Raw genomic sequence first — 12,914 nt, forward strand, 5'->3', positions numbered from 1 at the left:
GTACGCCCGGTTATCAGTCATCTGTATTTTTGTCCTAGTGTCTACTGCTATGAGTGATGTTCTGGAATTGGCTTCCGTCAGCGTTGTCCGAGGCAAGAAGACCCTGCTGGACAAGGTTGACTGGCAGGTCAACGAAGGCGAACGCTGGGTCATTCTTGGCCCCAACGGCGCAGGCAAAACGACGCTTCTCCAGATTGCTGCAGCCCGCATGCACCCGACCAGCGGAAGGGCAGGGATCCTTGACGAAACCCTGGGCCGGGTTGACGTCTTTGAACTGCGCCCCCGCATCGGCCTTTCCTCGGCCGCACTGGCTACCCAGATCCCGGAACACGAGAACGTCCTCAACGTCGTAGTGACCGCGGCATACGGCGTCACCGGCCGCTGGCGTGAAGGATACGAGCGCGACGACGAGCGTCGTGCCTTTGGCCTCCTGAATGACTGGGGGATGGGACCGCTGCTCAACCGCACGTTTGCCACGCTTTCCGAAGGTGAGCGGAAGCGGGTGCAGATCGCACGCGCACTCATGACCGATCCCGAACTCCTGCTCCTGGATGAACCGGCCGCCGGACTCGATCTTGGGGGGCGCGAAGAGCTCGTGCACAAACTCGGTGAACTTGCCAAGGACGAGGCAGCTCCGGCGATGGTCCTGGTGACCCACCACCTTGAGGAAGTTCCCCCGGGATTCACCCACGCCATGCTGCTGCGCGAAGGTGGAGTAGTGGCAGCCGGTGCCATTAAGGACGTACTCACGGACGAGCACCTGAGCAACACTTTCGGCCTGGCCCTGGACGTCACGGAAAACGCCGGCCGTTACACGGCAACCGCCCGCCGCCAGGCGGGCCAGTAGTCGACGGTGGAGATTCTTAGCAGCATCCTGATCTTTTTCGCGGGCTTGTGGGCCGGCACCATCAATGCGGTGGTCGGCTCCGGCACCCTCGTGACTTTTCCTGTGCTCATCGCGCTGGGCGTGACTCCGGTGGTTGCCTCCATGAGCAATGCCATGGGCCTGGTGGCTGGCACTGCCGCCGGAGCCTGGGGGTATCGCCGCGAACTCGCGGGCCGCGGCAGGCAGTTGATGAAGCTGCTTCCGGCCTCTCTGCTGGGCGGTATCACGGGGGCTTGGCTGCTGCTTCATCTGCCGGACAAAGTCTTCCACTTTGTGGCCCCCGTCCTGCTGGTACTGGCGCTGCTGATGGTGATGTTCCAGCCTCGTCTCCAAGCCTCGGTGCGAAACCGTGAACAAAATCCGGAACATGCCCTCAGGGACCGGAGCCACGGAGTCCTCCTCGTGGTCCTGGTTTACCTCGCCGGCGTTTACGGCGGCTACTTCGTAGCGGCTCAAGGGATTTTGCTTGTAGGAATATTGGGCGTGTTCCTCACAGGGACCATGCAGAACGCCAACGCCATGAAGAACATCCTGGTGCTCGGCGTCAACATGGTGGCTGCTGTGTCCTACCTGATCTTCGCCTTCGATCGAATCAACTGGCTCGTGGTCCTGCTGATCGGCGTGAGTTCAACCATTGGCGGCCTGGTCGGATCCAAGGTTGGCCGCAAGCTTTCGCCACGCGTCTTGAGGGCGGTCATCTTTACGCTTGGGATCGTGGCCCTTGGCTTTATGATCGCCAATCTGCTGAAATAATCGGCCGGTGACGTTTCACTATCTTGAGTCCGCCGATGATCCCCGCGTGACCGACTACACCACGCTGACGGATGTGCACCTTCGCAAGGTTCGCGAGCCGGAGGAAGGCATGTACATTGCCGAATCCTCCAAGGTCCTCCGCCGTGCATTGGCAGCAGGTCATCAGCCACGCTCGTTCTTCCTGGCGGAGAAGTGGCTGGAAGACCTCGACGACGTCTTCCAGGCTTATCCCGACGTCCCGGTGTTCGTTGGCAAAGCCAAGCTGCTGGAAGAAATCACGGGTTTCCATCTGCACCGCGGAGCGATGGCAGCCATGCACCGTCCGGCACCTGTGCCGCTCTCGCAGCTGCTGGCGGATGCGCGCCGGGTTGCCGTGCTGGAAGACAGCGTGGACCACCCCGACGTCGGTGGTTCCAAAGTGCAAGGGGACGAAACCGCTCCTCTTCGAGGACGATCGAGGATCGCGGTCCTTGAAAACCTAACCGACCATACGAACGTAGGGGCGATCTTCCGCAGCGCGGCAGCCATCGGTGTCGACGCTGTACTGGTCTCGCCCCAGTGCGCCGACCCGCTGTACCGACGCTCCATCCGGGTGTCGATGGGCACCGTGTTCCAGGTGCCGTGGACGCGGATCGAGTCGTGGCCTGGAGACCTTGGAGTCCTTAAGGATGCAGGTTACTTCGTTGCCGGCATGTCGCTTGGCGAAGGGGCCATAACACTCGATGAGCTGGTCGCCCAGGACCATCCGAACCTCGCGCTGGTCTTCGGCACCGAGGGTGAGGGATTGAAGCCTGAGACCGACCAAGTGCTCGACGCGCGCGTAACAATTCCGATGATGAATGGCGTGGATTCGCTGAATGTTGCCGCGGCATCCGCTGTGGCGTTCTACGCGACAAAGTAGTGGCCCCCCAGCGATCGCGGCCCGACGATGGCCGGGTCATGCTGAGGCGATGAGGCGGGGGAGGTTGGAGAGCGCTCCGGCGGCATGGGCTCGGCTGCGCTCCTGAGCCTCGGGGATGCGTGGGTCGTCGGCATAACGCTGCAGCTCGGCGAAAGGATACAGCCGGCTCGTGCGCGACCATGCGGACACGGCCGGATGCTTGCCGCGTGCCCGGGAGTTCGCCATCAGCGCGGCGTAGGCGATAAGGAAGTCGACATTCCGATCCCAGAGGTGCAGCGGGCGGCACAGCTTGTTCTTCTGGTCGTCGTCGTGGAGTTCGGCTTCGACGACGCCAAGCATCGCGTACTGGAACGAGACGGTGCCCCAGAACATCGGCTGAAGCGTGATGCGGCCAGGTTCGAAGATCGGACGAAGTGGAGGCCGGACGAGCCCCGTCGCCGCGCAGTGGACGTGCAGCGTTTCGCGTGTCGTGGGGATGACGCCGTCGTCGAGGATGATGCGGTCGCGCTCGACACTACGCACGTGGCCGAGTCGGACGACATCCTCGATTTGCCGGAGGAGGGCGATCTCGGCTTCTCCGACGATCGCGCCGTGGAACATCGTGGGTGGCACCGAGGGATCAACCCGTAGCAGGATTCCCTGTTCGTCGAGCCGTGCGAAGAGATCGTCAAGCGTCGTTGCTTGGGCCATGGCCTCGATCTGTGCAGCGTTCGCGACGTACTGGTCGACGACCAGATCGTGCGGCTGCAGGTAGCGTCTATTCGGCCACCAGCCCTCGCGCGGCTTGATCCACGTGAGGTCGGCGGGATCCACACCCCGCTCAAGAAGCCACACGCATGTGTCGAGGGCGGTCTTTCCTGCGCCGATCACGGTGAAGCGTCCGGCCGGGTGGGCGAGTCGGGCGAGCCCACCGGTTGGGATGCAGCGGACTCCATCGGCAACGGCGAACGGCGGGGCGGAGGTGGCGGGGATGCGCCCCTCGAGATACCTGGCATCCACCACGCGGCGGCGCACGGTGACGGGCACGGTGCGGCCGTCCAGGCGGGAGACGATCCGATCCTCGTCAACGAACTCGCACTCGGGCAGGTACATTACACGGCCGCTCGGCAGGAAGACCCGCGTCATCGCCTCTTCGAAATGCGCACAGATCTCGCTCGGGCCCGGCCAGTTCGTACATGCCTGCGTTCGTGCCACTGACGTCGCGCCTGCTGGCTCCGAATGGCACGGATTCCACGCCATAGAGGTTCGCGGGCTGGTGCAGCCGAACGAACGGATATGCGTCCTGCCAGTGTCCCCCGGGCGCGTGCCGACGATCTACGATCGCGACCGTTGCATCCGAATGCGCGAGGATCCGGTCGGTGAAGACCATCCCCGCTGTCCCGGCGCCGACCACCAGATAGTCGGCTTCGATGCGCCCGCGCATGCACTTACAGTAAACCCGGCCATCTGCGCAGGGGAAAGGGCTTCACTGTTGCCGCCATGGAATTGACCGAAGACGCCATTGATCGTGGCGAACACGCTGCCCGCAACATACCCAAACCCGGCTTCGCCCGCAGGACTGAGGCTGGTTCGTGCACCCGGCTGGTTTCGGCTATGATTGATTGTTGGCCCGGCCGCTGAAATTTCTACCTGCAGCAGGCGGACCACCTCCATTCATACCTGGCAGCTGGCAAAATCCAGTTGCGTGAACAAAAGGTCCCATTATGAAGTCTGATATCCACCCGAAGTACGAAGCTGTTGTTTTCAACGACCTGGCTTCCGGCACGAAGTTCCTGACCAAGTCGACCGTGTCTTCCTCGAAGACCATCGAATGGGAAGACGGAAACACCTACCCGGTTATCGACGTCGAAATCTCTTCGGAGTCCCACCCGTTCTACACGGGCAAGCAGCGCATCATGGACTCCGCTGGCCGCGTCGAGCGCTTCAACGCTCGCTTCAAGGGCTTCGGCGGCTCGAAGTAACCACTTCACCCCAAGGCTTTTTCGAAGGCCCGCATCGCTGGAATTTCCGGCAGTGCGGGCTTTTTCGTTTTCCGGCAAGATGGAACGCATGACGTCCCAGCCCGCACCCGAAGAACACCTTAGCGACATTCACGACGGCGTCACCCGCCTTCACGGGGAGTATAAAGTTCTCGGGGGCAAACTCGTGGTGGTGGACCTGGATGTCCGGGATGGCCGGCTGGCCAACGTTTCACTGAGCGGGGACTTCTTCCTGGAGCCCGACGAAGCCCTGCAGGACATCAATGCCGCGCTGACTGGCCTGCCCGTGACGACCCCGGCTGCAGACATCGCTGCGGCTGTCTCACAAGGGTTGCCCCCGGAGTCCGTACTGTTTGGATTCTCTGCAGAGGCGGTTGCCGTGACTGTCCGCCGTGCGCTGTCCAAAGCCACGGGGTGGTCCGACCACCAATGGGAAGTGATACCGCCGTCGGTCCTGCCCACCCACGTCAACGTGGCACTGGACGAAGTACTCACCGAGGCGGTGGGAGCAGGCCGTAGAAATCCCACCCTGCGGTTCTGGGACTGGGAAGAACCTTCAGTTGTCATCGGGAGTTTCCAGTCCGTCCGGAACGAGGTCGATCCTGAAGGCGTGTCCAGGCATGGCATCACGGTGGTTCGCCGTATCAGTGGTGGCGGTGCAATGTTCATGGAAGCAGGCAACTGCATCACCTACTCCCTTTACGTACCGCAGACGTTGGTGGATGGCATCAGTTTCGCTGATTCCTACGCCTTCCTTGATGCATGGGTCATGGCGGCGCTGGAGAAGCTTGGCATCACGGCTTTCTACGTTCCCCTCAATGACATCGCCACCGAGCAGGGCAAGATCGGGGGTGCGGCCCAGAAACGGCTGGCCAACGGAGGGATGCTGCACCACGTGACCATGAGCTATGACATCGACGCCGACAAGATGGTGGAGGTCCTGCGCATCGGCAAGGAAAAGCTCTCAGACAAGGGCACGCGCAGCGCCAAGAAGCGAGTGGACCCGTTGCGCCGTCAGACCGGCTTGGCCCGCGCCGCCATCATTGAGGCCATGCAGGAAGTTTTTGTGGAACGCTACGGCGCAGTTGAATCCCGCCTCTCAGACGATGAACTTTCGGAAGCCAGGAAGCGGGTGGAAACGAAGTTCGGCACGGAGGAGTGGTTGAACCGGGTTCCTTAAACAGGGTTCCTTACCCGGCTGCCTGTGCGGTCAGCGCCCGCAGCAGATGGCTACGCTGTTCGATGATGATGCGGCGCAAAGCACGGGGTGCGTCGCTATGTTCATGCAGCCACCGGTCGGTCGTCACCAGCACTGGATGGGCGACCGGCTCCATTCCGGCCGCCAAATCCTGGGCGCCGGGGTAGAGGCCCCTGACGATCCTGCCTGCAATTTCGATACTGCGCTCAGCCCAGACACGTTCCAGGCATTCGAAGTAGGGCTCAGTGTACGGCTGCAGGAGCTCTCTGGGCGCAATGGTGAAACCCGTGATTGTTGCACTGAGGATCTCGTTGGACAGCCCGGTAGTGTTGACGGCTGCGTCCCATGCTGCCGCCTTTACGGAGGCATCGGGGCGGGCTGAGGAGGCTACTGCATGGCCTTCCCGGCCGGAGGCCGTCTTGTCGGCCTCAAGTTCAGCATCCAGCTCGCGCTGCATGGCTTGTCCGTGGGCGGCGAGGGCCTGCCAGAAACTCCAGCGCAGTTCGGCATCGACCGCCAGGCCGTCAATGATCGTGGCGCCTTCCAGGATGGCCCGCAGCAGGGGAAGTTCGCTGTCGCCGTGCCTGGAAACATCGGCCAGGGTTCTGGCCCAGGCAAGCTGGTGGTCGGATCCAGGGGCTGCGGATTGCAATTGGGCCGCGGCGACCGCCAGAAAGTCCTTACGCACGCCTTCCCGCATGACCGCGGGGACATAACGTTCGATAGCCGTGGCTGCATTGCCCAGCACGTTCAGGAGGACGCCGATGCCGGTTTCGGTGGGTGCGAACTGTTCGACGGCGGCAACGTACCGTACCGCTGGGGTTGCGCCGTCGCGAGCCGAATCCCACAGTGCGGTCCAGCACAGCGCACGTGCCATGGGGTCCTGGATGGTGCCCAGGGAACTCCGGACTGTGTGCTCCGAAAGGGCGTCCAGACGCACCTTCGCGTAGCTGAGGTCCTCATCGTTGACCAGCAACAGGGCGGGGCCGGGGCTTTCCTGCAAGTTCGGCCACCAGCGTGCTCGGGCCAGAGACGTCCAGCTCGATGCTCTCGCTCCGGACGAGGTTGCCGGAGGAATCGGGGTTGTACAGGCCCAGCCGGAGTCGGTGGGGCCGCAACTCCTGCTTGCCCGTCAGAGGGTCGGTCGCATCCTGTTGGAGCGTCACGGCGCCCATGATCCCGTTGTCATCCACAATGTCTGCCGTGATGGTGGAAATGCCTGATGTCTGCAGCCACTGGCGCGCCCAGCCGGCAAGGTCCCTTCCCGACGCGACGGTGAGCGCGTGCAGAAGGTCCTGTAGCGAGGTGTTGCCGAACCCGTGGTCCCGGAAATACTGGCGGGACCCGGCGATAAAGTCGTCAAAGCCTACGTAGGACACCAGCTGCTTCAGAACAGAGGCCCCTTTGGCATAGGTGATTCCATCAAAGTTCTGCTTGGCCGCTTCGAGGTCCGGAATGTCGGCAACGATGGGGTGCGTGGTAGGCAGCTGGTCCTGTACATAGGCCCAGGCTTTGCGTTTGCTGGCGAAGTTCACCCATGCCGTATCCCAGTCAGTGGCCCGGTCCACGCCGAGGGTCCCCATGTAGTCGGCAAAGGACTCCTTCAGCCAGAGGTCGTCCCACCAGGTCATGGTGACGAGGTCACCGAACCACATGTGGGCCATCTCGTGCATCAGTGTGTTGGCGCGCGCCTGGTACTGGGCGTCTGTTGCCCGGGAAGCGTAGACGTACTTCTCGGTGAACGTCACCAGCCCCGGGTTTTCCATGGCGCCGAGGTTGTACTCGGGCACGAACGCCTGATCGTATTTGCCCCAGGGATAGGGGTAGTCGAAAAGTTCGTTGAAGAACGCCAGCCCGTTCTTGGTCAGCCGGAAGAGTTCATCGGCATCGAACGACTCCGCCAAAGACGCCCGGCAGTAGAGGGCCAGTGGGACGTCAAGGCGGCTGCCGTCGTCGAGCGTTGCTCCCCAATGGTCAGTGGCCTTGAAGTAGGGCCCGGCAAGGATTGTGGTGATGTAGGTGGACATCCGCTTGGTGGTGGCAAAATCCCAGTTCCAGGCTGCGGCATCATCCGCCAGGGGCGTTCGGGCGGTCTCTACGCCATTGGAGGCAACTTCCCAGCCTGCCGGAGCTATCACGTGGAAAATGAATTCGGCTTTGAGGTCGGGCTGCTCAAAGTTGGCGAAGACGCGGCGGCTGTCGGCCGGTTCGTACTGGGTGTAGAGATAGCACTGGCCATCGGCGGGGTCGACGAAACGGTGCATGCCCTCTCCGGAGCGGCTGTAGAGCGCGGTTCCTGTAACGGTGACCGTGTTTTCGGCGGCCAGGTCCTCCAGGATGATCCTGTCCCGGTCCACCACCCGGTCAACGTCCAGGGCCTTGCCGTTCAGCATCACGGACTTCACTCCGCCGCTGATGAAATCCAGGAAAGTAGCTGAGCCGGGATTGGCAGAAAACCTGATGGTGCTGGTGCTCGGGTAGCCGGCGGTTGCGGGATCTGCCGCGTCGCGGACATCGAGGGTGACGTCGTAGCTATGGGTGGTGATCAGGGCTGAACGTGTTGCGGCTTCGTCGCGCGAGAGATTGTGATTCGACACACAGCTATCTAATCATGATCCATACGGCGCCCAGGCCCAGCGTTGCGATCAGCAGCCACGATCCCAGCGCCACAGCAACGGCACGCCCCCCGGTATTAACGAGGGTGCGCACACGCACCGCGGAGCCGAGCCCAAACAGGGCGGTCGCGAGCAGGATGTCCTGCACACCGGCGGCGGCTTCCAGAACTGCCGGGGGCGCCCAACCCAAGGTGCGAACACCCACCATCGCGATGAAGCCGAGGACAAACAAAGGGACAATCGGCGGAAACCGGCCATCGCCGTCGTGCTTTCCTGATTGGCCTGATTCAGTGTTCGCCCGCCGCCGTACGTGCATCACCCGCTGGTGCAGCCCTGCTGCCGCGGCGATCGGCGCCAAGAGGACCACGCGCGTCAATTTGACGACGACGGCGACAGCCAGCGCCGCTGTCCCCGCAGTCTGGGCCGTGGCAACCACTTGGCCGACATCATGCACGGACGCACCGGTCCACGCTCCGAATTGTTCCGGGTTCAAACCCAAGGGGTGCATGAGGAGGGGGAGCACCCCAATCGCCAGGGTGCCGCACAAGGTCACCAGCGCCACCGGAAGTACGGTGTCCTGGTGCTTGACCCGCCTTACCGCTGCCATGGCACCGATTGCCGACGCACCGCATATGGAGAACCCGGTGGCGATCAGGAGTGCCGCCTCGTCAGGAAGGCGGAGCATCTTGGCGAGTCCATAGGTCCCCGCGAAACTCAGCAACACCACGGCCGCAATCAGAAGCAGTGACAACCACCCCAACCCGAGGACATCGCCCATGCTGACCTTGAGTCCAAGCAGGACGATCCCTGCACGCATCAGGTGCTTCCCGGCGAAGTCCAGGCCCGGCCGGGCGCGCCCCGCCGCCCAGACAGCAGTGCCCGGTATATTTGCAGAGAGCAGGCCCCAGTGCGACAGCGAGCGTCATGACGGGAATAACCGCCAATGCCGGAAACACCGCGTGGACGGTGAAGGCAACCCCCGTTGCGGCAATACTCAGGACCAGCCCCGGCCCCAGCCGGGACAGGTGGGGCGCGAGACTGTTCAAGGGCATGCCTCAACCCTGCCGGATGGGGCACCGAAAGGCGAACCGGGAGCCTCCGGAAACCGCGACACAATCAGTGCGAAATGCGCTTGACTCAAAAAGGTGATTGTCTAATTCCCATGTCTGACCTATTTCAGGATTATTCCGAGGCCGCTGCGCGCAGCGGCGCCTACGACGAGATGTTCGCCCCCGGCCACGTCGCCAGAAAATCCTACGGTCAGGTTGCCGGTGCACTGCGCGAGCTTTCCCTGGCCGATGTCACCGCCCGCGCCGACTCCATGGCACGCACGTTCCTGGACCGCGGTGTGACGTTCGACTACGCGGGGGAGGAGCGGCCGTTCCCGCTGGACATCGTCCCGCGCGTTATCCCCGCTGACGAGTGGGATGTCCTTGAGCGCGGCGTGGCACAGCGGGTCAAGGCCCTTGAAGCGTTCCTCAACGATGTATACGGCCGGATGGCCGTGGTGGCTGACGGCGTCATTCCCCGGCAACTTGTCACCACAAGCGCCCATTTCCACCGTGCCGTTCACGGCTTCGAACCGTCCGGCGGCGTCCGAGTCCACGTCTCCGGCATCGACGTCGTTCGTGATGCGGAAGGCACCTTCCGTGTCCTCGAGGACAATGTCCGCGTGCCCTCCGGCGTGAGCTATGTACTGGAGAACCGCCGCGCCATGGCCAAGGGCCTGCCCGAGGCATTCGGCCAGCAGCACATTCGGCCGGTGGAAGAGTACCCCCGCAGGCTCCTCTCAGCGCTGCGCAAGACCGCACCGGCCGGCGTCGACGATCCCACGGTTGTGGTCCTGACACCGGGCGTCTTCAACAGCGCATATTTTGAGCACACCCTCCTTGCCGGACTCATGGGCGTGGAACTGGTGGAAGGCCGGGACCTGATCTGCCGCGGTAACCGTGTGTATATGCGGACCACAGCCGGCGAACAGCGCGTGGATGTCATCTACAAGCGCATCGACGACGACTTCCTGGATCCCCTGCAGTTCCGTTCCGATTCCATGCTCGGTTGCCCTGGCCTGGTCAACGCCGCCCGTGCTGGAGGCGTAACCATCGCCAACGCGGTGGGCAACGGCGTAGCCGATGACAAGCTCGTGTACAGTTACGTGCCTGACCTGATCCGGTACTACCTTCACGAAGAGCCGATCATTGCCAACGTCGACACTTTCCGGCTCGAGGAAAAGGAAGCCAGGGAACATGTTCTGGACCGCTTGGAGGAACTGGTGGTCAAGCCCGTCGATGGTTCAGGCGGCAAGGGCCTGGTCATCGGCCCGGATGCTTCCAAGGACGAGCTTGACGCTTTGCGGAAGCGCGTGATTGCAGATCCTCGTGGCTGGATCGCACAGCCCGTCCTTCAACTCTCCACGGTGCCCACGCTCTCCGGAGACAAATTCGGCCCGCGGCACGTGGACCTCCGCCCCTTTGCAGTCAACGACGGCGACGACGTCTGGGTCCTTCCCGGCGGCCTGACCCGGGTGGCACTCAAGGAAGGTTCCCTGATTGTGAATTCCAGCCAGGGCGGCGGTTCCAAGGACACCTGGGTGTTGGCCAATTCGCCACAAATGCCTGCCGAGATCATTCCGCGCCAGTCCGTGACGGTCCGCGAGCAGGTTTCCGTGTGGCCCGTGGAAAGCAATTGGCGGGACCGCCAGACGGAGCAGCAGCAGTGAACCGGCTCGGGACCACCGTTGAATTGACCCCTGAACTTCGACAAGCACCACGCGAAGGAGGCGCAGTTTCATGCTGAGCCGTATTGCCGAGTCACTTTTCTGGATCGGACGCTATGTAGAGCGCGCCGACGGCACTGCCAGGATCCTGGACGTACACCTGGAGCGCTTGAACCACCTGCCCCTTGAAGAGCAACGCAGTGTGGCCCGCGAACTCCTCGCCGTCATGGGTGCGAAACCTCAAAGCGAAGACTTCGGCCTGCCCGAGCTGCTGCATGCACTTGCCTATGACAAGCAGAGCGCGTCCTCCATTGCCGGCTCGCTTGGCGCCGCCCGCGAGAACGCCCGCAGGGCCCGGGAGACCGTCTCGCAGTCACTCTGGGAAAGCCTCAACACCACCTATTACGGCCTGAGCCAGCATCGCAAGGACGTCGTGGGAACCTACCGTTTCTGCAATTGGGTCCTTGAGAGGACCGCCATGGTGCGCGGACTGGCGGATACCACCGTCAGCCATGACGAGAGCTGGCTGTTCATGGTTCTCGGGCGTTCGCTTGAACGTGCGGACATGACAGCACGCATGTTGTCCACGCGGGATGTGCAGTCCGCGGGAATGTCCTGGGTGAACATGCTGCGGTGTGCTGGCGCGTACGAGTCCTTCATCCGGACCCGGAGGGCCGCATTTGGCGACCAGCACGCGGCCGAGTTCCTGCTTCTGGACCGGTTGTTCCCGCGCTCGATCGTCTACGCCCTGCGGGACGCGGACGAGTGTCTGGCAAAGCTGGATCCTTCAGCACAGCGGGTCGGCTTCATCAACGATGCCCGTCGGATTGTTGGGCAGGCCAGGACGTTCCTTGAGTTCCACAGGACGGATGACCTGATGTCCGAATTGCCGGAGCACATGGAACGTGTGCAGAAGGCTGTAACCCAGGCTTCGGACGCGATTTCCCGTAAGTACTTCAATCAGGCTGATGAGCACGCCTGGGTGGGAGAAGTTTCATGACCCGGCTTAGCATCGTCCACAAGACGGCCTACAAATACAACCGACGCGTGACGTTGTCCTACAACGAGGCGCGGATGACTCCATTGACCGACGGCCAGCAGGTGGTCCTGGAATCCTCGCTGAAGGTTTCACCCAATCAGGGCCTCGGTCAGCACCTACCGCGACTACTGGGGCACGCGCGTCACTGCCTTCGATATGCAGATGCCTCACGAGAGCCTTGAGGTCCTTGCCACGGCCACAGTGGAAGTGCACCGGACCGAACGTGTGGCATCCGAGGACGACATCGTGGGCTGGGACGTCATCGCCTCGGAAAAGATCCAGGACGAATTCAGCGATTGGCTGCCCCAGTCCCGGTTGAGCGGCCCGGGTGAGGAAGTCCTCGGCATCATTCCAGGCGTGGTGGACGGCAAGAATCCCCATGAGGCGGCGTTGGCCATCTTTTCGTGGATGGCCGGCGAGATGACGTACATGAAGGGCACCACAGGTGTAACGACGAATGCCGAACAGGCGTGGACGCAACGCCAGGGTGTGTGCCAGGACCTTGCGCATTTGGCCATTGGCGCCTTGCGTAGCCGCGGCATACCAGCGCGCTACGTTTCGGGCTACATCCATCCGCGGTCATCCGCTGACATCGGCGAAACGGTTGCCGGGCAGTCCCACGCGTGGCTGGAGTGGTGGGACGGCGAATGGCGCAGCTGGGATCCCACCAACCATAAGCCTGCCGGTGACTACCACGTGACCGTGGCGAGGGGCCGGGACTACGGGGATGTTCCACCGCTGAAAGGCATTCTTTCCGGTGGCGGAGGTTCGGGACTATCCGTTTCCGTGGAGATCACCCGCCTCGCGTAAGTAGTCAGTGTACAGAT

8 protein-coding genes and 4 pseudogenes are annotated in these 12,914 nt (G+C 62.7%); 8 read left to right on the plus strand and 4 right to left on the minus strand.

The window, feature by feature from the left end; translation table 11 throughout:
* Positions 1–49: 49 nt before the first annotated feature.
* Genes LDP01_RS03745 through LDP01_RS03755 form a run of 3 tightly spaced genes read left to right on the plus strand, consistent with a single transcriptional unit; the run spans position 50 to position 2,540 of the window.
* Positions 50–847 carry an ABC transporter ATP-binding protein gene (locus LDP01_RS03745; protein ID WP_224090283.1) on the plus strand — a complete coding sequence of 266 codons (798 nt, stop codon included), beginning with the start codon at positions 50–52 and terminating at the stop codon, positions 845–847.
* Between the two features lie 6 nt (positions 848–853).
* The gene (locus LDP01_RS03750; protein WP_224090293.1) at positions 854–1,639 is read left to right on the plus strand and encodes a sulfite exporter TauE/SafE family protein; all 786 of its coding nucleotides are present in this window, start codon (positions 854–856) and stop codon (positions 1,637–1,639) included.
* Positions 1,640–1,646: 7 nt separating this feature from the next.
* On the plus strand, positions 1,647–2,540 hold the full coding sequence (locus LDP01_RS03755) for a TrmH family RNA methyltransferase (protein WP_224090295.1): 894 nt from the start codon (positions 1,647–1,649) through the stop codon (positions 2,538–2,540).
* Between the two features lie 36 nt (positions 2,541–2,576).
* Here the strand turns inward: LDP01_RS03755 and LDP01_RS03760 are convergent, their stop codons facing one another.
* Positions 2,577–3,734, minus strand: a complete 1,158-nt coding sequence (locus tag LDP01_RS03760) for a hypothetical protein (protein ID WP_224091208.1) — start codon at positions 3,732–3,734, stop codon at positions 2,577–2,579.
* Between the two features lie 97 nt (positions 3,735–3,831).
* Positions 3,832–3,963: pseudogene (locus tag LDP01_RS23920) on the minus strand (NAD(P)-binding protein); the annotation flags it as partial.
* A gap of 280 nt (positions 3,964–4,243) precedes the next feature.
* Between LDP01_RS23920 and LDP01_RS03770 the strand changes: the two are divergent.
* Both LDP01_RS03770 and lplAB read left to right on the plus strand, forming a co-directional pair.
* The gene (locus LDP01_RS03770) at positions 4,244–4,501 is read left to right on the plus strand and encodes a type B 50S ribosomal protein L31 (RefSeq protein ID WP_223932840.1); all 258 of its coding nucleotides are present in this window, start codon (positions 4,244–4,246) and stop codon (positions 4,499–4,501) included.
* An 88-nt stretch (positions 4,502–4,589) separates the two neighbouring features.
* The gene (gene lplAB, locus LDP01_RS03775; RefSeq protein ID WP_224090297.1) at positions 4,590–5,699 is read left to right on the plus strand and encodes a lipoate-protein ligase LplAB; all 1,110 of its coding nucleotides are present in this window, start codon (positions 4,590–4,592) and stop codon (positions 5,697–5,699) included.
* Between the two features lie 10 nt (positions 5,700–5,709).
* Here the strand turns inward: lplAB and pepN are convergent.
* Together pepN and LDP01_RS03785 are read right to left on the minus strand one after the other, a co-directional pair.
* Positions 5,710–8,314, minus strand: a pseudogene (gene pepN, locus LDP01_RS03780) (aminopeptidase N).
* A gap of 4 nt (positions 8,315–8,318) precedes the next feature.
* Positions 8,319–9,384 (minus strand): annotated as a pseudogene (locus LDP01_RS03785) (putative sulfate exporter family transporter).
* A 110-nt stretch (positions 9,385–9,494) separates the two neighbouring features.
* Between LDP01_RS03785 and LDP01_RS03790 the strand changes: the two are divergent.
* The 3 genes and pseudogenes from LDP01_RS03790 (at position 9,495) to LDP01_RS03800 (ending at position 12,897) form a co-directional block, all read left to right on the plus strand.
* Positions 9,495–11,051: a circularly permuted type 2 ATP-grasp protein gene (locus LDP01_RS03790; protein WP_223946004.1), complete on the plus strand. Its 1,557-nt coding sequence runs from the start codon at positions 9,495–9,497 to the stop codon at positions 11,049–11,051.
* 70 nt (positions 11,052–11,121) lie between these two features.
* The gene (locus LDP01_RS03795) at positions 11,122–12,048 is read left to right on the plus strand and encodes an alpha-E domain-containing protein (protein ID WP_216925742.1); all 927 of its coding nucleotides are present in this window, start codon (positions 11,122–11,124) and stop codon (positions 12,046–12,048) included.
* Positions 12,045–12,897 (plus strand): annotated as a pseudogene (locus LDP01_RS03800) (transglutaminase-like domain-containing protein). Before LDP01_RS03795 ends, LDP01_RS03800 begins: the two are co-directional and overlap by 4 nt.
* The last annotated feature ends 17 nt before the right edge of the window (positions 12,898–12,914 follow it).

The organism is Arthrobacter sp. StoSoilB13, from assembly GCF_019977255.1.
Taxonomy (GTDB): Bacteria; Actinomycetota; Actinomycetes; order Actinomycetales; family Micrococcaceae; genus Arthrobacter.